At 57.4% G+C, this 21,615-nt stretch carries 19 protein-coding genes; 13 read left to right on the top strand and 6 right to left on the bottom strand.

The features are described from left to right. Positions 1-27: 27 nt before the first annotated feature. Positions 28-225 carry a hypothetical protein gene (locus KPHS_36600; protein ID YP_005227960.1) on the bottom strand — a complete coding sequence of 66 codons (198 nt, stop codon included), beginning with the start codon at positions 223-225 and terminating at the stop codon, positions 28-30. Here KPHS_36600 and KPHS_36610 point away from each other — a divergent pair. Further along, entirely contained in the window at positions 203-1,252 is a 1,050-nt protein-coding gene (locus KPHS_36610; RefSeq protein YP_005227961.1) for a YeiH family protein, read from the top strand. The genes KPHS_36600 and KPHS_36610 overlap by 23 nt on opposite strands. Before the next feature lie 93 nt (positions 1,253-1,345). Then, positions 1,346-2,179 (top strand): endonuclease IV, encoded by an 834-nt coding sequence (locus KPHS_36620; RefSeq protein YP_005227962.1) that lies wholly within the window; start codon positions 1,346-1,348, stop codon positions 2,177-2,179. Positions 2,180-2,229: 50 nt separating this feature from the next. On the opposite strand, the gene KPHS_36630 is transcribed toward KPHS_36620, so the two are convergent. Genes KPHS_36630 through KPHS_36650 form a run of 3 tightly spaced genes read right to left on the bottom strand, consistent with a single transcriptional unit; the run spans position 2,230 to position 6,010 of the window. Beyond that, positions 2,230-3,924, bottom strand: coding sequence for a fructose-specific PTS family enzyme IIB'BC component (locus KPHS_36630; RefSeq protein ID YP_005227963.1), 1,695 nt, complete (start codon positions 3,922-3,924; stop codon positions 2,230-2,232). 16 nt (positions 3,925-3,940) lie between these two features. Continuing rightward, complete coding sequence (locus KPHS_36640) at positions 3,941-4,879, bottom strand: 1-phosphofructokinase (protein YP_005227964.1); 939 nt, start codon at positions 4,877-4,879, stop codon at positions 3,941-3,943. Continuing rightward, positions 4,880-6,010: a bifunctional fructose-specific PTS IIA/HPr protein gene (locus tag KPHS_36650; protein ID YP_005227965.1), complete on the bottom strand. Its 1,131-nt coding sequence runs from the start codon at positions 6,008-6,010 to the stop codon at positions 4,880-4,882. A 336-nt stretch (positions 6,011-6,346) separates the two neighbouring features. On the opposite strand from KPHS_36650, the gene KPHS_36660 reads away from it, so the two are divergent. Then, positions 6,347-7,528 (top strand): putative transport, encoded by a 1,182-nt coding sequence (locus KPHS_36660; protein ID YP_005227966.1) that lies wholly within the window; start codon positions 6,347-6,349, stop codon positions 7,526-7,528. A 359-nt stretch (positions 7,529-7,887) separates the two neighbouring features. On the opposite strand, the gene KPHS_36670 is transcribed toward KPHS_36660, so the two are convergent. After that, complete coding sequence (locus KPHS_36670; protein YP_005227967.1) at positions 7,888-8,574, bottom strand: hypothetical protein; 687 nt, start codon at positions 8,572-8,574, stop codon at positions 7,888-7,890. Positions 8,575-8,862: 288 nt separating this feature from the next. Between KPHS_36670 and KPHS_36680 the strand changes: the two genes are divergently transcribed. Both KPHS_36680 and KPHS_36690 read left to right on the top strand, forming a co-directional pair. Next, positions 8,863-8,997, top strand: a complete 135-nt coding sequence (locus KPHS_36680) for a hypothetical protein (protein YP_005227968.1) — start codon at positions 8,863-8,865, stop codon at positions 8,995-8,997. A 510-nt stretch (positions 8,998-9,507) separates the two neighbouring features. Continuing rightward, on the top strand, positions 9,508-10,080 hold the full coding sequence (locus KPHS_36690; RefSeq protein YP_005227969.1) for an elongation factor P-like protein YeiP: 573 nt from the start codon (positions 9,508-9,510) through the stop codon (positions 10,078-10,080). Between the two features lie 70 nt (positions 10,081-10,150). Here KPHS_36690 and KPHS_36700 read toward each other — a convergent pair whose 3' ends face one another. Next, positions 10,151-11,341, bottom strand: coding sequence for a mannonate dehydratase (locus KPHS_36700; protein YP_005227970.1), 1,191 nt, complete (start codon positions 11,339-11,341; stop codon positions 10,151-10,153). Positions 11,342-11,548: 207 nt separating this feature from the next. Between KPHS_36700 and KPHS_36710 the strand changes: the two genes are divergently transcribed. The 8 genes from KPHS_36710 to KPHS_36780 all read left to right on the top strand — a co-directional run bounded on the left by KPHS_36710 (position 11,549) and on the right by KPHS_36780 (position 21,614). Then, entirely contained in the window at positions 11,549-13,015 is a 1,467-nt protein-coding gene (locus KPHS_36710; RefSeq protein ID YP_005227971.1) for a putative mannitol dehydrogenase, read from the top strand. A gap of 120 nt (positions 13,016-13,135) precedes the next feature. Next, positions 13,136-14,113 carry a GTP-binding protein gene (locus tag KPHS_36720; RefSeq protein YP_005227972.1) on the top strand — a complete coding sequence of 326 codons (978 nt, stop codon included), beginning with the start codon at positions 13,136-13,138 and terminating at the stop codon, positions 14,111-14,113. Between the two features lie 37 nt (positions 14,114-14,150). Beyond that, positions 14,151-14,864, top strand: coding sequence for a putative permease (locus KPHS_36730; RefSeq protein ID YP_005227973.1), 714 nt, complete (start codon positions 14,151-14,153; stop codon positions 14,862-14,864). A 606-nt stretch (positions 14,865-15,470) separates the two neighbouring features. Next, positions 15,471-15,860, top strand: coding sequence for a putative lipoprotein (locus tag KPHS_36740; protein YP_005227974.1), 390 nt, complete (start codon positions 15,471-15,473; stop codon positions 15,858-15,860). Positions 15,861-16,048: 188 nt separating this feature from the next. Next, positions 16,049-17,611: a putative membrane protein involved in resistance to lambda and N4 phages gene (locus KPHS_36750; protein YP_005227975.1), complete on the top strand. Its 1,563-nt coding sequence runs from the start codon at positions 16,049-16,051 to the stop codon at positions 17,609-17,611. 68 nt (positions 17,612-17,679) lie between these two features. Next, the gene (locus KPHS_36760) at positions 17,680-19,485 is read left to right on the top strand and encodes an oligopeptide ABC transporter substrate-binding protein (RefSeq protein YP_005227976.1); all 1,806 of its coding nucleotides are present in this window, start codon (positions 17,680-17,682) and stop codon (positions 19,483-19,485) included. A gap of 9 nt (positions 19,486-19,494) precedes the next feature. After that, positions 19,495-20,589: a putative binding-protein-dependent transporter gene (locus tag KPHS_36770; protein ID YP_005227977.1), complete on the top strand. Its 1,095-nt coding sequence runs from the start codon at positions 19,495-19,497 to the stop codon at positions 20,587-20,589. After that, on the top strand, positions 20,589-21,614 hold the full coding sequence (locus KPHS_36780; RefSeq protein YP_005227978.1) for an oligopeptide ABC transporter membrane protein: 1,026 nt from the start codon (positions 20,589-20,591) through the stop codon (positions 21,612-21,614). The genes KPHS_36770 and KPHS_36780 overlap by 1 nt, the downstream gene beginning before the upstream one ends. Position 21,615: the final 1 nt, after the last annotated feature.

Here is a 21,615-nt window from a genome sequence, read left to right on the forward strand (position 1 = left end):
GGCTGACGGAAGGAAAATCCGCTTATATCACAAAATCATCGTCTTGCCGGCGAGACCGCCCTGCTTCTGCCTAACCCGCTCTCGCCCCGTTGTAACCGGCGAAGCGGCCATTAACCACTTATTACGATTGATTATAAACATATAATCAATTTTATATTTAATCCCGCGCGGCGTAACCTTTAGGCAGACAAAGGAGAAGGTTATGACAGCACTCACTTTACCCACCAAACATCGTTCCCTGTGGCATTTTGTCCCAGGCCTGGCGCTGACCGCCGCTCTGACCGGCGCCGCCCTGTGGGCCGGTAGTTTCCCGGCCATCGCCGGCGCGGGCTTTAGCGCCCTGACCCTCGCTATCCTGTTCGGGATGGTCGTCGGCAACACGGTCTACCCGAAAATCTGGCAGCCCTGCGACGGCGGGGTGATCTTCGCCAAGCAGCATCTGCTGCGCCTGGGGATCATCCTCTACGGCTTTCGCCTGACGTTCGCCCAGATTGCCGACGTCGGCGTGAGCGGTATTTTGATTGACGTTCTGACGCTCTCCAGTACCTTTTTCATCGCCTGCTTCCTTGGCCAGAAAGTGTTTGGTCTCGATAAACACACCAGCTGGCTGATCGGCGCCGGCAGCAGCATCTGCGGCGCGGCGGCCGTGCTCGCCACCGAGCCGGTGGTCAAAGCCGAAGCCAGTAAAGTGACGGTTGCCGTCGCTACAGTGGTTATCTTCGGTACCATCGCCATCTTCCTCTACCCGGCGATGTACCCGCTGCTGGCGCACTGGTTTACCCCGGAGACCTACGGGATCTATATGGGCTCCACCATGCATGAAGTGGCGCAGGTTGTTGCCGCCGGCCATGCGGTCAGCCCGGACGCGGAGAACGCTGCGGTTATCGCCAAAATGCTGCGCGTCATGATGCTGGCTCCGTTCCTGCTGTTCCTGGCGGCGCGTGTTAAACAGCTGACCCCGGCAGGCAACGGCGAGAAAAGCAAAATCACCATTCCGTGGTTCGCCATTATGTTCATCCTGGTGGCGGTGTTTAACTCCTTCCATCTGCTGCCGAAAGCCGTGGTGGATATGCTGGTGACGCTGGATACCGTCCTGCTGGCGATGGCAATGGCCGCCCTCGGGGTCACCACCCACGTCAGCGCGCTGAAAAAAGCCGGGGCGAAACCGCTGCTGATGGCGCTGATGCTGTTCGTCTGGTTGATTGTCGGCGGCGGGGTCATTAACGTCGCTATCCACAGCCTGATGGCATAAAGCACTACATCTTTCTCCAGTTAAGCCGCTATCATTACCCACCCCCCAGCGGCTTTAACTGGAGTTTTTTTTATGAAATACGTAGGAGCGCACGTGAGCGCCTCAGGTGGACTGGCCAATGCCGCCATTCGCGCCGCCGAAATCGAAGCAACCGCCTTCGCCCTCTTCACCAAGAACCAGCGCCAGTGGCGCGCCGCGCCGCTCAGCGACGAGACCATCGCCGAATTCAAAGCCGCCTGTGAAAAGTATCACTTTGGCCCGGGGCAGATCCTGCCGCACGACAGCTACCTGATTAACCTTGGCCACCCGGTGGAAGAAGCGCTGGAAAAATCCCGTGATGCCTTCATTGATGAAATGACCCGCTGCCAGCAGCTGGGACTGACGCTGCTCAACTTCCACCCCGGCAGCCATCTGCAGCAGATCCCGGAGGAGGAGTGCCTGGCGCGCATCGCCGAATCGATCAATATCGCGCTGGCGAAGACCGAAGGCGTTACTGCGGTGATCGAAAACACCGCTGGCCAGGGCAGCAACCTCGGCTTTAAGTTCGAGCACCTCGCGGCCATCATCGACGGTGTGGAAGATAAATCCCGCGTCGGCGTCTGCATCGATACCTGCCATGCTTTCGCCGCCGGCTACGACCTGCGCAGCGCCGAAGCCTGCGAAAAAACCTTCGCCGCCTTCGAACGCATCGTCGGTTTTCAGTATCTGCGCGGCATGCATCTCAACGATGCCAAGAGCGCCTTCGGCAGCCGGGTCGACCGTCACCACAGCCTGGGGGAAGGCAACATCGGCCACGATTGCTTCAGCTGGATCATGCAGGACAGCCGCTTCGACGGTATTCCGCTGATTCTGGAAACCATCAACCCGGATATCTGGGCGGAAGAGATTGCCTGGCTGCGGGCGCAGCAGATTGCCGAAGTGGCGTAAATAGAGACAAAAAAAGGGCCGAACAATCGGCCCTTTTTATTGCGGTAGGATTATGCCGCTTTTTCAACTTCCGCTGTTTGCGCCTCAGGGCGTTTCAGCACCGCGTAGGCAAGGCCCGCCACCAGCGTTCCGGCAACAATCGCCAGCAGGTAGCCCAGCACCGGCGTAATCGCCCCCGGGATCAGCAGAACAAACAGCCCGCCGTGCGGCGCCATCAGTTTCGCGCCGACCGCCATGGAGATAGCGCCGGTTACCGCGCCGCCGACGATACAACACGGCAGAACGCGCATCGGGTCACGGGCGGCAAAAGGAATCGCCCCTTCCGAGATAAAGCACAGGCCAAGAACCAGCGCGGCTTTGCCCCCTTCCCGCTGCCCTTTGTCGAACTTATTGCGCGCTACCAGCGTCGCGATACCCATCGCCAGCGGTGGCACCATACCGGCCGCCATGATCGCCGCCATCGGCGCATAGGTCTGGGTACTCAGCAGGCCAACGCCAAAGGCATAGGCCGCTTTGTTTACCGGCCCGCCCATGTCGGTACACATCATCGCGCCGAGGATCGCGCCCAGCAGAACCGCGTTGGCGGTGCCCATGGTTTGCAGCCAATGGGTCAGCCAGGCGAGGATACCGGCTACCGGTTTACCGATCAGATAGATCATTGCCAAACCCACGATCAGGCTGGAGACCAGCGGAATGATCAGGATTGGCTTCAGGGCTTCCATACTCTGCGGCAATTTCAGCTTCGTGCTGATGGCTTTCGCCACATAACCGGCAAGGAAACCAGCGATGATCCCTCCGATAAAGCCGGAGCCGCCGCTAACCGCCAGCATACCGCCGATAAGGCCCGGGGTCAGACCCGGACGGTCGGCAATGGAGAAGGCGATAAAGCCTGCCAGTACCGGCACCATTAGCGCGAAGGCCGAGCCGCCGCCGATCTGCATCAGCGCCGCCGCCAGGGTGTCTTTCACTTCAAACGCTTTGATCCCGAAGGCAAAGGAGAGCGCGATACACAGGCCCCCGGCCACAACCATCGGCAGCATATAGGAGACGCCGGTCAGCAGGTGGCGATAGGCGCCCGCCGACTCTTTTTTCCCTTCAGCAGCCGCCTGAGGTTTGCCGGATGGCTGGTACGGTTTGGCTTCAGTCACCGCTTTATCCAGCTCCTGGGCGGTTTTCTTCAGCGCCAGACCGGTGGTGGTGCGGTACATCGGCTTGCCGGCGAATTTCGCCAGGTCCACCTCGATATCGGCAGCGACGATCACCAGATCCGCCTCGGCCACCTCTTCCGGGGTGATGGCATTGCCCGCCCCAACGGAGCCGCGGGTCTCCACCTTCACCCACCAGCCGCGTTTTTTGGCTTCGGTTTCGATGGCTTCTGCCGCCATAAAGGTGTGGGCGACGCCGGTCGGACAGGCGGTGACCGCGACAATGCGTTTCTGCCCCTGAGCGGCGGCCGGAACGGCTACCGCCGCTGGCGCAACGTAGGGCTTAGCGTGGTCTTTCGCTTCTCCCAGGAACAGCTCCGGATGGGCGACAGCACGGTTAATATCGCCCAGGTAAACGTTTTTACCATTCAGCGCGCTATCGGCCGGCAGCGCGGTTCCCAGCACGATGGCCAGTTCGGCGTCATTCGGGTTATCAATCAGCTCAAGGTGCGCTTTCGGCGCCGCGGCACCCAGCAGGGTTTTCGCCATGTAGGCGCGCGCCTGTCCGAGTCCGGCATCAATAATCAGCAGCGTTTTCATTATGCCTCTCCTGCTGTCAATTAAAGGGTTGTAAGTCGACGCGCGCCATCATCGCGGCCAACTGGGTACGGTCGGTAATTCCTACATTGCTCTGGCTGACGGCCAGGGCAGCGACGGCGGTCGCCAGGCGCAGGGTATGCTCGCTGGATTCACGCATCAGCAGGCCGTAAATCAGGCCGCCGACCATCGAATCGCCGGCGCCAACGGTACTGACTACTTCCACTGAAGGTGGTTTAGCAATCCACTCCCCAGAGGCGTTGACCCACAGCGCGCCCTCTTCGCCCAGGGAGATCACCACGTGGGCGATACCCTGCTCGCGCAGCGCATGGGCGGCGTCGATAACATCTTTCATCTCCGGCAGCTTGCGGCCAGCCCAGATTTCCAGTTCGCGACGGTTCGGTTTCACCAGCCACGGCGCCGCTTTTAGTCCGGCAACCAACGCTTCGCGGCTGCTGTCGAAAATGATGCATGGGCACTGACTGCGCAGACGGGTCATCCAGTCGGTGAAGGCTTCCGGGCTAACGCCGGACGGCAGGCTGCCGCTGACGCAGACCATATCGAACTGCCCGAGCCAGCTCAGGGAGTCGTTGACGAAGCGTTCCCAGTCGCCCGGGGTGACTTCAAAGCCGGAGAAGTTGAAATCGGTCACTTCGCCATCTTTTTCCGTCAGCTTAACGTTGATACGGGTCCGGCCCTGCACCACCTGGAAACGGTTGGCGATCCCCAGCTCGCTGAACAGCTGCTGAAAGCCGTCCTGGTTGTCTTTACCCAGGAAGCCGCCGACGGTGACGTCAATGCCGAGATCTTTCAGCACTTTCGCCACATTAATGCCTTTCCCGGCGGCGTGCAGGCCGGTGGTGCGCACCAGGTTCACTTCACCGCGTTCAATCTCCGGGGTGAATCCCACCAGGTCGTATGCCGGGTTTAACGTAATCGTTGCTACACGTCTGCTCATTTATGCGCCCTCCCCAAGGCCTGCGGCGATCGCTTCGCCAATCGCATCCAGCGCTTGTTGCGCATCCTCACCCTGCGCGGTAAAACGCAGACGGTGACCTTTTTTCACACCCAGCGCCACAACCTTCATCAGGCTGCGACCGTTAGCCGGCTTGCCGGAACCGTCGAGATTGGTAACGGTGATGTCGCTGGAAAATTGTTTAATGGTGTTGACCAGCATGGTGCCCGGACGGGCATGCAGGCCGTGTTCATTGCGCACCACGAATTCGGCGCTCAGCACATCTTCGGCAATGGCGTCGTCGCTGGTCAGCAGCGCCAGCACGGTGGCGGCGTCGGCTTTCAGCAAATGTTCAGCTTTCTTGTCCAGCAGCAGCTTGCTCAGACGGTTCAGCACTGCGGTCGGCTGCTCGTCGGCCATCGCCACCGTGACCAGCAGGGAAACCGGCTGCTCGTCGCGGGTAAAGGCGTTAGCCGCGCGGCTGACCGCCACGGCGCTGCGCAAATTGCCTTCCGCACTGTCGTTCAGCCAGACGCCCTGACCGAGGTTCAGCGGCGTATCGTTAATGACGTGGCTAACGAAGGCGGCATCGACAGCGCCAACTTCTTTCAGACGCGCCGCGTTCAGCGCCTGCAGGGTCAGCAGATCGCTGGCCGCGACGTCGAGACTGAGGGTCTCGTTATCCAGCTTCAGCGCTTCGCTCTGCTTCTCTCCCATCAGCAGCGCACGCAGCTCTTCCGCGGTGGTGGCGGACTGCAGCTGCGCGGCGACCGCGTCATCGCTCAGCACGTGGGTCAGCTGACGCAGCAGGCCGAGGTGTTCATCTGAGCTGGCGGCAATCCCGATCGCCACATAGGCGGTCTGCCCTTCACCCCAGGTGACGCCCTGCGGGAACTGAAACACCTGAACGCCGGTCTTCAGCACCTGGTCACGCGTATCCGTCGTGCCGTGCGGGATCGCGATCCCGTTGCCGAGGAAGGTCGAGGTCTGCTGCTCGCGCGCCAGCATGCCGTTCACGTAGCCATCGGCCACGTTGCCGGCGCTGACCAGCGCGGCGGCGACCTGCCGGATGGCCTCTTCTTTATTACCGGCCTGCTGGCCGGGATGAATATCCTGCACAGATAACTGGAACATGGTTCTCCTCTCCTGCTGAATTGAATCGTTTCAGCTAACCTGAGAAAAAAGGCGCCATCTGACGGGGAACGGATTGCCGAATGACGCTGAAACGTTTCAAGAATTTTGTACCTTTCTTGCTCAACGCGCAAGGTACGTCAGCGACTTGATCGCAGAACTTAGAGGTACTGCACACTTTTGCTGAAGCCTTAGCTATCGACCGCCTCGAACGTCAGCTTTTTGCTGAACCCTATATTTTGAAACGCCTTTTTAATTATTCGTGCCATACTACTGTTTATTTTTAGCCAGCAGGCGTAAACTCCGCGCCGTCTCCTGAAACTACAGAAAACCAAACCCATGGAAAACCGTAGCGCCGCTCTCCCCCGACGCGGGTTCGATGTCACCTCTTCCGCCTTCTTAATCGTCGCCTTTCTGACGGGCATTGCCGGGGCGCTGCAAACCCCGACCCTGAGCCTGTTTCTGACCAACGAAGTGCACGTCCGCCCGGCGATGGTCGGTTTCTTTTTTACCGGCAGCGCGGTTATTGGCATTCTGGTCAGTCAGTTCCTCGCCGGCCGCTCCGACCGTCAGGGCGATCGCAAGCAGCTGATTGTCGTCTGCTGTCTGCTGGGGGTGCTGGCCTGCGTACTCTTTGCCTGGAACCGCAACTATTTCATTTTGCTGTTCATCGGCGTTTTTCTCAGCAGCTTTGGATCGACCGCCAACCCGCAGATGTTTGCCCTCGCGCGTGAGCATGCCGACAGGACCGGCCGCGAAGCGGTGATGTTCAGCTCCATTTTACGTGCCCAGGTCTCCCTGGCATGGGTGATTGGTCCCCCGCTGGCCTACGCCCTGGCGATGGGGTTTGGTTTTACCGCGATGTATCTCAGCGCCGCGGCGGCGTTTATCGTCTGCGGGATCATGGTCTGGCTATTCTTGCCCAGCATGCGCAAAGAAAACCCGGTAGCGACCGGCCGGCTGGAAGCTCCGCGCACGCACCGCCGCGATGCGCTGCTGCTGTTCAGCATCTGCACCCTGATGTGGGGTACTAACAGCCTGTACATCATTAACATGCCGCTGTTTATCATTAACGAGCTGCATCTGCCGGAGAAGCTGGCGGGGCTGATGATGGGCACCGCCGCCGGACTGGAAATTCCGACCATGCTGATTGCCGGTTACTACGCCCGGCGTTTCGGCAAACGCTTTCTGATGCGTCTTTCTGCAGTGGCCGGGGTGCTGTTTTACGTCGGCATGCTGACGGTGCATACGCCAGCGCTGCTGCTGGCGATGCAGGTGCTGAACGCCATCTATATCGGGATCCTCGCCGGGATCGGCATGCTCTATTTCCAGGACCTGATGCCGGGGCAGGCGGGCGCGGCCACCACCCTCTATACCAATACTACCCGCGTCGGCTGGATCATCGCCGGTTCACTGGCGGGGGTAGTGGCGGAGATCTGGAGCTATCACGCGGTGTTCTGGATTGCGCTGGTCATGGGCGTTGTCACTCAGGCCTGCCTGTGGCGGATAAGAGACGTGTAAGCACATTGCCCGGCCAGAGCCGGGCAATGCAGATTAATGATCATGATAGAGTCAATGCAGCCAGCTCGGCCTGCAGATGTTTCAGCCATGCGCAGGCATCCGTGTCGTCAGTGCTATAGTGCAGTTGCCCTTTATGATTAACTTATTGATCTTAATATAATTTTGGATTTCCGCATTAATAACTGAACAATATGACACCAGAGTAATATCGACAGCACCATTATTTGGTCCGGGGCTCAAAAAAATGCCGGGAGATAAAACAAATGTATCTAAAATACAATAAGTTATTCGATGTTTTGGAGGCGACCCATATTCAACGCCGGATCGCCCTTTAAGCAGTTATACTGAAATATTAGCGTTCAGGAATCAAAATTTGGTGAATACTTCACAGGAGACATTGACCCTTTCTTTCTGAGGTCATCAGGGATCTTCTTACCAAGATAGAGCTGTGTAATTTCAGGAGATGCCGCGCGACCTCGAAAACCAAAGCGTGAACTTTGAGTAGCTTCAAACTCATCATCTTCATCCCATTGGCGCATTTCAGGAAAGTTGTCACGGGTAGATTTTAACCACTCATCAGCAACATATACCCCTCTGACAATTCCTTTTACTGTAGCCAGGATAACTTCAGCTTTGCTTGCACGTTCGAGGCTTACACGCCAACTGAAGCGTACTGCGTCATAGAGATCAACATCCTTTGAACTTCTGTTAACAGATATCATCAGCGCTTTGTGCTTAAACTCCACTGTCTCAGGCTGGTACGTTGCAATTAATTCTTTAATATGTGCAGCGCCATACTCGTTACTGCCAGCACCGTTCATGATATTGGTCAAACCTGGGTAGGCATCGATTAGAGCAGCCTCCACCTCATAAGCAGTCTTTTCATCGGCAATACCATGCCGATGGATTACATGGATGACCTCCAGACCAGCTAATCTAATCTCACGAAGTTGCTTGAGTTTATTACTGAGCAGTTCATCATCATCAGCGGCTGCCACTTCGCCGCGCATGTGAGCAAAAACGCGATTGCCTTTTCCCTTACCCACGTAAAAAGTGCTTCCATCTCGTGGATCAATCAGTCGATATACATACCAACCGAGATGTTCGATAACTCCCGGAGGGAACTCATTAATATCCATATCACAACACCTATCACTTGATTACTGGTGTATACGTTATACTTTCAGCTGTAGATTGACAATTTGTAAGCAATACAAAAATTCACACTGCCTACTGCTGTCACGCTCAGATAACATTATCCTCATCAAGTCGATATTTATCCCCCTTCCTCCCGAGCGCGAGTCTGCAGAGGACGGGATATTGATGGTACAAATATGTTTAGTGACTATATTGCAGAGAAAACAGGCTTTCGTGTTCAATTTGATATTGAGCAGTTGAAGCCAGACCTCAATGTCGATGCCACTGATAGATTTCAACAACAAAACCTGGAAGACGTGTTGGTAGATTAAATGGCTGCGTGATAGCTATCCTCTCAGAGGATCCACCTATCCTGTTGATATAAAACAAAATAAACACCACCATAGGTTATATACTTACAAGCAATGTTCTACAAATACCTATGGTGCCGTGCTGGACTCCAGGTGAAGCAGGTAAGTTATAGCGGCGTCACGATCCGTCGAACACATATCTGGCGAAGGTTGAAGATTGCCGCACACTTTTGGTCGCAGTTCCGAACCGAAAATGTTACATAGGTTGTCATTAGATAATTGAACACACCTGACATTAGCCGGCTTGCCCTGCGGCATGCCGGGGATCGGCGATGATATAGAGGGGGCGATGCAACATGCGCCACAATCAGTACGACATTCCACAACCCGACTCCCAAACGCTCATTTTGCGCCACAGCCTAAACGTTTTGCCAGAAGATAGCAAAACTCGCGAAATCCGCTTGCCTGAACGCCCGGGCGCGAGTAGTTTTACGCGATATTTTTGACTCGTTAAGTGACAGGATTACTGCAATGCCAAGAGCGAATGAAATTAAAAAAGGTATGGTGCTGAATTACAACGGCAAGCTGCTGATTGTGAAAAATATTGATATTCAGTCACCCAGCGCCCGCGGTGCTGCGACACTGTATAAAATGCGCTTCTCCGATGTGCGCACCGGCCTGAAAGTAGAAGAGCGCTTCAAAGGCGACGATATCGTCGATACCGTCACCCTGACCCGCCGTTTCGTCGACTTCTCCTACGTCGATGGCAACGAATACGTGTTCATGGATAAAGAAGACTATACCCCTTACACCTTTACCAAAGAGCAGATTGAAGAAGAGCTGCAGTTTATTCCGGAAGGTGGGATGCCGGACATGCAGGTGCTGACCTGGGACGGCCAGCTGCTGGCGCTGGAGCTGCCGCAGACCGTTGACCTGGAAATTATCGAAACCGCGCCGGGTATTAAAGGTGCGTCCGCCAGCTCCCGCACCAAGCCAGCCACCATGAGCACCGGCCTGGTGATTCAGGTGCCGGAATACCTGACCACCGGTGAGAAAATCCGCATTCATATCGAAGAGTGCCGCTATATGGGCCGCGCGGATTAATCATCGGTAACGCTTCGACAGTAAAAAAGGACAGCGCTGGCTGTCCTTTTTATTATCCCCATTGCCGCGATTACAGCAGTTCAGGGTATTTGGTCATTTTCAGCGCCAGCTCGACGCCGCGCACTTCCGCCATCCCCTTGAGACGGCCAATCGCCGAATAGCCTGGGTTGGTTTTCTTGCGCAGATCGTCGAGCATCTGATGACCATGATCCGGACGAAATGGGATCGGGCGCAGATCGCCGGCCTGTTTACGCCGCTGCTCTTCACGCAGGATAGCATCCACCACCGCCACCATATTGACGTCGCCGCTAAGGTGCGCCGCCTCGTGGAAGGTTTTCGGGTTTGCTTCACGGCAGGTAGAGCGCAGATGGGTAAAATGGATGCGATCGCCAAAGGTCTCCACCATCTTCACCAGATCGTTATCGGCGCGAACGCCATACGATCCGGTACACATGGTGAAGCCATTATTAATGCTGTCCACCGTCTCCTTCAGCCACTGCATATCTTCGATGGTCGACACGATACGCGGCAGGCCAAGGATCGGCCGCGGCGGATCGTCCGGATGCACAGCCAGGCGGATCCCTACCTCTTCGCATACCGGCACGATGGCGCGCAGGAAATAGGCCATATTTTCACGCAGCTGCGCTTTATCAATGTGGTCGTACTCCGCCAGACGCGCGCGGAACTGGTCAAGGGTGTAGCCCTCTTCCGCTCCCGGCAGGCCGGCGATGATATTGCGGGTCAGTTTATCGATATCTGCTTCGCTCATCGCCTTGAAATAGACCTCAGCCTGACGCTGCTCTTCTTCACTGTAATCCGCTTCCGCTCCCGGGCGTTTAAGGATATGCAGCTCAAAGGCGGCGAAAGCGATCTGATCGAAACGCAGCGCCCGGGAGCCGTCCGGCAGCTCATATTCCAGATCGGTGCGCGTCCAGTCGAGGATCGGCATAAAGTTGTAGCACACGGTATCGATGCCGCAGGCCGCGAGGTTGCGGATGCTCTGCTGATAGTTGGCAATCCAGGTCGCATACTGCCCGCTGTGGGTTTTAATATCCTCGTGGACGGGAATGCTTTCGACGACCGACCAGGTCAACCCTTTTGCCGCTAACAGCGCCTGACGCGCTTTAATCTCGTCGACCGGCCATACCTGACCGTTTGCAATATGGTGCAGCGCAGTGACGACGCCGGTCGCCCCCGCCTGCCGTACATCATCAAGCGATACCGGATCGTTCGGCCCATACCACCGCCAGGTTTGCTCCATCGCTATGCCCTCACAAAAGTTGTTATACCAATAATGGCGACACTCATGACGACTACCATACATGTTTCTCACCTGGCTGCAAACAGTGCTGGCCTATTGATTGATCCAGCTCACAGTCAGCGGATAATTTCGGCTTACCAATTTAACTTCCTGTCATATAACTTTAGACTGGCATTGTTAATAAGCAGTTAAACAGGTGTGGGAAGAATGACAACAATTGCAACCGCTACGCTACCGAAGAACGTGCAATACCCTCAATACGATCGCAGCCAACTCCGCTCGCGTATTGTCCATTTCGGCTTTGGCGCGTTTCACCGCGCGCACCAGGCGCTGCTCACCGATCGCGTGCTGAATAACGTCGGCGGCGACTGGGGGATCTGTGAAATCAGTCTGTTCAGCGGCGACACGCTGATGAGCCAACTTCGCGAACAGGACCATCTGTTTACCGTGCTGGAAAAAGGCGCCGACGGCAACCAGCCCATTGTGATCGGCGCGGTGCACGAATGTCTGAACGCCAGGCTCGATTCGCTGGCGGCGATTATCGAAAAATTTTGCGAGCCGCAGGTAGCGATTGTCTCGCTGACCATTACGGAAAAAGGCTACTGCATCGATCCGGCGACCGGGAAACTGGATCCGACGCATCCGCGCATTATTCACGATCTGGAGAATCCGACGCTGCCGCAGTCGGCTCCCGGTATTCTAGTTGAAGCGCTGGCCCGCCGCCGGGAACGAGGCCTTCCGCCCTTTACCGTGCTCTCCTGCGATAATATCCCCGACAACGGTCACGTGGTAAAAAATGCCGTCCTCGGCATGGCGGAAAAACGCAGCCCGGCGCTGGCGGACTGGATCGCCGACAACGTCAGCTTCCCGGGCACCATGGTGGATCGCATTGTTCCCGCGGCCACACCGGAGTCGCTGGCGGAAATCGCCGCCGTGCTGGGGGTCGACGATCCCTGCGCCATCAGTTGCGAACCCTTCATTCAGTGGGTGGTCGAAGATCACTTTGTCGCCGGGCGACCCGCCTGGGAGACGGCGGGCGTGCAGATGACCGATGACGTGTTGCCCTGGGAGCAAATGAAGCTGCGGATGCTCAACGGCAGCCACTCTTTCCTCGCCTGGCTTGGCTATCTGGCAGGGCATGCGCACATTAGCGACTGCATGCGGGATGACGTCTTCCGCCGCGCCGCCCGCCAGCTGATGCTTGACGAACAGGCTCCGACGCTGACCATTACCGGCGTTGATCTGCTGGCCTATGCCGACAGTCTCATCGCCCGCTTCAGCAATCCGGCGCTCAAACACCGCACCTGGCAAATCGCCATGGACGGTAGCCAGAAGCTGCCCCAGCGCATGCTCGATGGCATCCGCGTACATCTGGCGCGCGACAGCCGTTGGCCGCTGCTGGCTCTCGGCGTGGCCGGCTGGATGCGCTACGTCAGCGGCACGGACGACGCCGGTCAGACGATCGACGTGCGCGATCCGCTGGTCGACAAGATCCGGCTGCGGGTGGCCCAGAGCGATGAGCAGCAGCGCGTCGACGCCCTGCTGGGGCTGGAGGAAATATTTGGCCGCGACCTGCCGCACAACGCCCAGTTTGTCGCCGGGATCCGCGCCGCCTGGCAACAGCTGGCGACGCACGGCGCCCGCGAGGCCGTCGCCCGCGCACTGAATTCTTAACAATATTTGCGCTTATGCGGACAGAATTCTCTTCTGTCCGCCTCAGGACTTCTCTTTTCCCCCTTTTTTCGTCAGGATAGGCGTAACTGTTACAACATTACATTTATCCTGGAGAAAAGAGTGACCAGAACCAATTTGATCACCGGCTTTCTCGGCAGCGGTAAGACGACCTCGATTCTTCATCTGCTGGCGCAGAAGCCTGCGGATGAAAAATGGGCCGTACTGGTTAACGAGTTTGGCGAAGTCGGGATAGACGGCGCGCTGCTGGCCGACAGCGGCGCCCTGCTCAAAGAGATCCCCGGCGGCTGCATGTGCTGCGTCAATGGCCTGCCGATGCAGGTTGGGCTGAACACCCTGCTGCGCCAGGGCAAACCCGATCGCCTGCTGATCGAACCCACCGGTTTGGGCCACCCAAAGCAGATCCTCGATATCCTCACCGCGGCGGTGTATGAGCCCTGGATCGATCTGCGCGCCACGCTGTGCATCCTCGATCCCCGCCAGCTGCTGGATGAAAGAGCCGTCAGCAACGACAACTTCCGCGATCAGCTGGCCGCGGCGGACATCATTGTGGCTAATAAAAATGATCGGGAAACCCCCGAAAGCGCCCGGGCGCTGGCCGACTGGTGGCAGCGCTGGGGCGGCGAGCGTCGCAAGGTGTCGGCAATCCAGGGCAATATCGATCTGACCCTGCTCGATGAGCCACGACGGAACACCGCCCCGCTGCCGGCGAGCGCGGAGCACGCCCACCGCCATCCCCCCACTTCCGGCCTCGCCGCGCTCAGCCTGGCGGAACACCAGCGCTGGCGCCGCCATCTCAACAATGGCCAGGGCTTTCAGGGCTGCGGCTGGATCTTCGACGCGGAGACGGTCTTTGACACCATCGGCCTGCTCGAATGGGCCAGGCTGGCGCCAGTGGGGCGCGTTAAAGGCGTGATGCGCATTGCCGAGGGGGCGGTACGAATCAACCGTCAGGGGGAGGATCTCCATATCGAGACCCTCAGCGTCGCTCCGCCCGATAGTCGGATCGAGCTTATTTCCGCGAATGAAGCCGACTGGAACGCACTCCAGACCTCGTTGTTGAGGCTTCGTTTAAGTTAAGGCGGCTAAGGTTGCCGCCGACTGTCACAAAATCGCAATGGCTATGATGAAAAACCGAATTCCTTTAATCCTGCTGCTTAACATCGCGGGTGTAGCGCTATTTTGCTCCTGGTATCTGCCAGCCAACCATGGCGCGTGGTTGCCGGTCGACTCCGCGATCTTCCATTTCTTTAACCATGGCGTCAGCGTCAGCCATGCTTATGCCTGGCTGCTGGCGATCATCAACAATCGCGCCTTCGACGCCTGTTCGCTGCTGGCGATGGGCTGCCTGATGCTGAGCTATTGGCTAAAGGCGCCGACTGCAGGCCGTCGTCAGATCGCCATCATGGGCCTGGTGATGCTGCTGGCGGCGGTGATCATCAACCAGCTCGCACAACACCTGATGCCGGTACAGCGCGCCAGCCCATCTCTGTTTTTTAGCGATATTACCCGCGTCAGCGACGTCGTTAACTTCCCCACTAAGGATGCGTCGAAGGACAGCTTCCCTGGCGATCATGGGATGATGCTGCTGATCTTCGCCAGCTTTATGTGGCGCTATTTTGGCCGTCGCGCGCTGGGCGTCGCGCTGATTATCTTTGTGGTCTTTGCTTTCCCGCGGGTAATGATTGGCGCCCACTGGTTTAGCGATATTGCCGTCGGCTCCCTGACCGCCGTGCTGATCGGCGCGCCCTGGGTATTGATGACCCCGCTGAGCGATAAATTGATCGCCTTTTTCGATCGCTACTTACCCAGCAGAATATCGGCCAAATAATGTCTCCGGCAGCCGCCAGAGTCATTAACTATAAGGGGACCTTTTGGGTCCCTTTTTACATTTTCCCTTTTTTTCAACATGACGTTCATCTTCTTGTCACATTAATCCCGTGACAAATGAAGGAATTGTCTGTTTTTTGCCCGATATTGCCGTAATTTTGGCCTTTCCCGATGATTCACTTTTTGTCACCAAAATACTTATAAGAAATCGCGCAAAACCGCTCGCCATGCGGCGTTTGATAGGGTAATCTCGTTCTCGTTTTGCCTTTTCCGCAGCATTAATTCAGGGCATGAATAAAATTGTGCGTGACTGCACAAATTTAAGCTTAAGGAATTGTCTCATTGCGGATGGGTATTTAGGCTCTAACACGTTTGGCATTTTTTATAACGACATTGTCGTTAAGGACAACAAGGGAAAATAAACAGCATGGTCAAATCTCAGCCGATTTTGAGATATATCTTGCGGGTAGCCCCCGCGATTGCAGTAGCGGTTCTGCTTTCCGCGTGTAGTTCAACAAGTACCGCCAGGAATATGCATTCTGAGACGCATGCTGTGGGTAGTGGCGATTTATCATCACTGCAAGCCTCTCAGGATGAATTTGAAACGATGGTCCGTAACCTGGACGTAAAGTCCCGTTTAATGGATCAGTATGCCAGCTGGAAAGGCGTGCGTTACCGCCTCGGCGGCAGCACCCGCAAGGGTATCGACTGCTCAGCGTTTGTGCAGCGCACCTTCCGCGAACAATTTGGTCTGGAACTGCCGCGTTCAACTTCTGAACAGCAGGAAACCGGAAAATCGATTTCTCGTGCCCAACTGCGTACAGGCGATCTGGTTCTGTTTCGCGCCGGCTCTACCGGCCGCCATGTCGGGATCTACCTCGGCAACAACCAGTTTGTTCACGCCTCCACCAGCAGCGGGGTGACTATCTCCAGCATGGATGAGCCATACTGGAAAAAGCGCTACAATGAAGCGCGTCGAGTCCTGAGCCGCTCGTAAACTGTCCTCCACCGCCGCCGGTTATCCCTTGGCTGGCTGCGGGATAAAAAACACTGCCCCAGGCAGTGTTTTTTTTTGCCACCTGGTTCTCAACGTCGCAAAATAAGCTATGTCTTTTAAGTGGGAATGAGAAAAACGACGACCGACACTCCGTTGATGCGCTTCAATAACACGGAAAGAATCTGGCTATGCTTACTCGCTACTTTTCGCCCCAGCGTAAAACCTGGTTAACCAGCCTGAGCGTGGGGATCATCGTCGCGCTGTTGGCCGGGAGCATTCAGTTTATGGTGATCTACCATAACCGGGCCGAGCGTTTCGACGCCATTATCAACAATGTTAATACCTATCTGAAAAGCTATTTTCACGACCTGCGCCAGACCATTGACGGCCTGCAGCCGCTGGTGGACCAGCCCTGCGAGAATATTGACTCCGGGCTTACCTCCCACGCCGCGTTCAGCCCCAACGTCCGCGCTTTCCTGCTGGTCAAAAACGGCATCGCCTTTTGCTCATCGGCTACGGGAGCCATGAATACGCCCCTCAGCCAGCTGATCCCGGCCATCGATATCAGCAAACCCGTTGCTATGGCAATTTTACCAGGCACGCCGATGATGCCGAAGAGCGCGGCGCTGGCGCTGTGGGTAGGTAAACCCGGCGATCAAAACAGCGGCATTTTCGTGTCGATTAACGCTAATCTCACACCGTATATCCTCTATTCCGCGCGGCAAAACGATTTCAGCGGCATTGCGCTGGCCATCGATCACACCGCTATCTCCACCTTCAGTAATCGGCTGGTGGATCCGCAAACGCTGCATAACGCGCCGATCCGCCAGGCACAGATCGAGGGCTTACCGCTGAAGGTCTACCTGTATGCCAACAGCTGGCTGGCGGAAAATACGCAGTTTGCTCTGCTGCTCGGGGTCGTCTGCGGCCTGCTGGCGGGGCTGCTCTGCTATTACGTGCTGACGATCAAATCGGATCCGCGAAAATCCATTCTGCTGGGGATCAAAAATAACCAGTTCTACATCGTTTATCAGCCGGTGGTTAATGCTCAGACTCTACGTATCAGCGGCGTGGAGGTCCTAATGCGCTGGCGCCATCCGGTGGTTGGTGAAATTCCGCCCGACGTTTTTATTAACCTGGCCGAAACCCAGCAGATGATCGTGCCGCTAACCCATCACCTGCTCGCGCTGATCGCCAGCGACGCTGCGGTGTTGAAGCGTATTCTGCCGCGCGGCGTGAAGCTGGGGCTGAATATTTCCCCTGCCCATCTGCAGGCCGACAGCTTCCGCGACGATATGCTGCGCTTCGCCGCCGCGCTGCCAGCCGACCACTTTCACGTGGTGCTGGAGGTAACCGAGCGGGCGATGATTGATAAAGAAAAATCGATGGCTAACTTCGCCTGGCTCCACCGCCAGGGATTCGAAATCGCGATTGATGATTTCGGCACCGGGCATAGCGCGCTGATCTATCTCGAACGCTATAACTTCGATTATCTGAAGATCGATCGCGGTTTTGTGCAGGCGATTGGTACTGAAACAGTAACCTCGCCGGTGCTGGATGCGGTACTGACCCTCAGCCGCCGGCTGAAATTAATGACCGTCGCCGAAGGGGTGGAGACCCAGGAACAGGCGGAGTGGCTTCGCGGCCAGGGCGTTCATTTCCTGCAGGGGTACTGGATCAGCCGACCGCTGTCGCTGGCCGGGCTGGTGGCTGCGCACGATGAACCCGCGAACTATTTCACAACGCGCTAAGTCTCACTTATGATGCGGGAACGGATGTCGGCCATGGGGGCCGGCCATGACAGGGTATTCTGCCGCCTATGTATGCGCGCCTCTTTCTGATTCTGCTGGCTCTGTTTAGCCTGGACGCTAAGGCGCAAACCATTCAGGAAAGCGTAGCCTTCGCGATTATCGGTGAACCGAAATACGCCGCCGGTTTCAGTCATTTTGATTACGTCAATCCCAGGGCGCCGAAAGGCGGCACCCTCACCCTGGCGGCGATCGGCACCTTTGATAACTTCAACCGTTATGCGCTGCGCGGCAACCCCGCGGTACGCACGGAGGCGCTCTACGATACCCTGTTCACCACCTCGGATGATGAGCCCGGCAGCTACTACCCGCTGATTGCCGAGCGGGCGCGCTATGCCGAGGACTATTCCTGGATGGAGATCGCGCTCAACCCGCACGCCCGCTTCCATGACGGCACGCCGATCACCGCCCGCGATGTGGCGTTTACCTTCAACAAGTTTATGACCGAAGGGGTGCCGCAGTTTCGCCTGTTTTATAAAGGCACCACCGTGAAGGCCATCGCGCCGTTGACCGTGCGTATTGACCTCGGCCAGCCCGGCAAAGAGAACATGCTGAGTCTGCTGAGCCTGCCGGTGATGCCCGAGGCGTTCTGGCGCCAGCACAAACTCAGCGACCCGCTGTCGAAGCCGCCGCTGGCCAGCGGGCCATACCGCATCAGCGCCTGGCGAATGGGGCAATATATTATCTATTCCCGCGTCGCCGACTACTGGGCGGCCGACCTGCCGGTCAACCGCGGTCGCTGGAATTTCGATACGCTGCGCTATGACTATTATCTCGACGACAATGTCGCTTTCGAAGCCTTTAAAGCGGGAGCCGTCGATCGCCGGGAAGAGACCGTCGCCAAAAACTGGGCTACCCGCTACGTCGGTCGCAACTTCAGCCGCGGCTACATCATTAAAGATGAGCATACCAATACCTCGGCGCAGGATACCCAGTGGCTGGCGTTCAATATTCAGCGCCCGATTTTTGCCGATCGCCGGGTGCGGCAGGCCATTACCCTGGCGTTCGATTTCGAATGGATGAACAAGGCGCTGTTTTACAGCGCCTATCAGCGCGCCAACAGCTATTTCCAGAACACCGAATATGCCGCCCGCAGCCTGCCTGACGCAGCCGAGCTGGCCCTGCTGACGCCGATGAAAAACGAACTGCCTCCGGAGCTCTTCAGCCAGGTTTACCAGCCGCCGGTCTCCCGCGGCGATGGCTTCGATCGCGCCAACTTACTCAAAGCCGACGCCCTGCTCAATGCGGCGGGCTGGACGGTGAAGAACCAGCGCCGGGTCAACGCCGCCACCGGCAAGCCGCTGCGCTTTGAGCTACTGCTGCCGGCCGGAGGCAATGACCGCTGGGTGCTGCCGTTTCAGCACAACCTGCAGCGTCTGGGGATCGTCATGGATATTCGTCAGGTTGATAATTCGCAGTACAGCAACCGCCGCCGCAGCCGGGATTACGACATGATGCCAAGCCTGTGGCGCGCCATGCCCTGGCCGGGGACCGACCTGCAAATCTCCTGGGCGTCCGACTATATTCACTCCAGCTACAACGCGCCGGGGGTGCAAAGCCCGGTAGTGGATAAGCTGATTGCGCAGATCCTGCAGTGGCAGGGCAATAAGCAGAAACTGATCCCTCTCGGTCGGGCGCTGGATCGTGTGCTGACCTGGAATAACTACATGTTGCCGATGTGGTATATGGCGCAGGACCGCACCGCGTGGTGGAATAAGTTCTCTTTCCCCGCGACCCGCCCCATCTATTCGTCCGGCCTCGATACCTGGTGGTACGACGTGAACAAAGCGGCCACCCTCCCTGCGGACAGACGCTAAGGACATCCCATGGGCAGCTACCTGATCCGCCGTTTGCTGTTAGTCATCCCCACCCTGTGGGCCATCATCACCATTAACTTTTTTATTGTCCAGATCGCGCCTGGCGGCCCGGTCGATCAGGCCATCGCCGCCATCGAGTTTAATCAGCGCGGCGGGATGCCGGGGGCTGGCGACGGCGGGATGGGCGCCAGCCATGCCCGCACCGGCGCAGGCAATATCAGCGAGGGTCACTATCGCGGTGGGCGCGGCCTCGACCCGGAAGTCATCGCCGAGATCACCCACCGCTACGGCTTCGATAAACCGCTGCACGAACGCTATCTGATGATGCTGAGCGATTATCTGCGCTTTGATTTCGGCGACAGCCTGTTTCGCAGCGCGTCCGTGCTGCAGCTGATTAAAGACAGCCTGCCGGTCTCGGTGAGCCTCGGGCTGTGGAGCACGCTGATTATCTATCTGGTCTCCATTCCGCTGGGCATCCGCAAAGCGGTCAGCAACGGCAGCCGCTTTGATATCTGGAGCAGTACGCTGATTATCATTGGCTATGCGATCCCTGCCTTTCTGTTCGCCATCCTGCTGATCGTGATTTTTGCCGGCGGCAGCTATTTCGACCTCTTCCCGCTGCGCGGTCTGGTCTCGCCAAATTTCGACACCCTCCCCTGGTATCAGAAGATCCTCGACTACCTGTGGCACATCACCCTGCCGGTGCTGGCGACGGTAATTGGCGGCTTTGCCGCGCTGACTATGCTGACCAAAAACAGCTTCCTCGACGAGATCCGCAAACAGTATGTGGTCACCGCCCGCGCCAAAGGCGTTGGTGAGAAACAGATCCTCTGGGGACACGTGTTCCGTAACGCCATGCTGCTGGTGATCGCCGGCTTCCCGGCCACCTTTATCAGTATGTTCTTTACCGGCTCGTTGCTGATCGAAGTGATGTTCTCGCTAAACGGCCTGGGTCTGCTGGGCTATGAAGCGACGGTCTCCCGCGACTATCCGGTGATGTTTGGCACGCTCTATATTTTCACTCTGATTGGCCTGCTGCTGAATATCGTCAGCGATATCAGCTATACGCTGGTCGACCCGCGCATTGATTTTGAGGGCCGCTAATGTCTTTCTTCAGTCCCGTTAATCAGGCCCGCTGGGCGCGCTTTCGCCACAACCGTCGCGGCTACTGGTCGCTGTGGCTGTTTTTAATTCTCTTTCTTTGCAGCCTGGGCGCCGAGCTGCTGGCCAACGATCGCCCGCTGCTGGTGCAGTACCGGGGCCAGCTGTACGTCCCGGTGTTAAAAAACTACACCGAGCAAACCTTCGGCGGCGCGTTCGCCACCGCCGCCGACTATCAGGATCCCTGGCTGCAGCAGCAGCTGGCGACTCACGGCTGGGCGCTATGGCCGCCAGTACGCTTCGGCGCGACGACAATTAATTTTGCCAGCACGGTTCCCTTTCCATCGCCGCCCTCAGCCAGCAACTGGCTCGGCACCGACGCCAACGGCGGCGATGTGCTGGCGCGGATCCTCTATGGGACACGCATCTCGGTGCTCTTCGGTCTGCTGCTGACGCTGTTCTCCAGCGTGCTGGGGGTGCTGGCCGGAGCGATACAGGGTTACTACGGCGGTAAAATCGACCTGTGGGGACAGCGCTTTATCGAAGTCTGGTCCGGCATGCCAACGCTGTTCCTGATCATCCTGCTCTCCAGCGTCGTGCAGCCGGGCTTCTGGTGGCTGCTGGCAATCACCGTTCTCTTTGGCTGGATGACGCTGGTGGGCGTGGTGCGCGCGGAATTTCTCCGCACCCGCAACTACGACTATGTTCGGGCGGCGCAGGCGTTAGGGGTTAGCGACCGGCAGATCATCCTGCGGCATATGTTGCCCAACGCGATGGTGGCGACCCTCACCTTTCTGCCCTTTATCCTGTGCAGCTCCATTACCACCCTGACGTCGCTGGATTTTCTCGGCTTCGGCCTGCCGCTCGGCTCCCCCTCCCTCGGCGAGCTGCTGCTGCAGGGCAAAAACAACCTGCAGGCGCCCTGGCTGGGCATTGCCGCGTTTCTCTCCGTCGCCGTGCTGCTGACGCTACTGATTTTTATCGGTGAAGCGGTTCGCGACGCCTTTGACCCGAGTAAGGCGGTGTAAT

The organism is Klebsiella pneumoniae subsp. pneumoniae HS11286 (genome assembly GCF_000240185.1).
Lineage (GTDB): Bacteria > Pseudomonadota > Gammaproteobacteria > Enterobacterales > Enterobacteriaceae > Klebsiella > Klebsiella pneumoniae.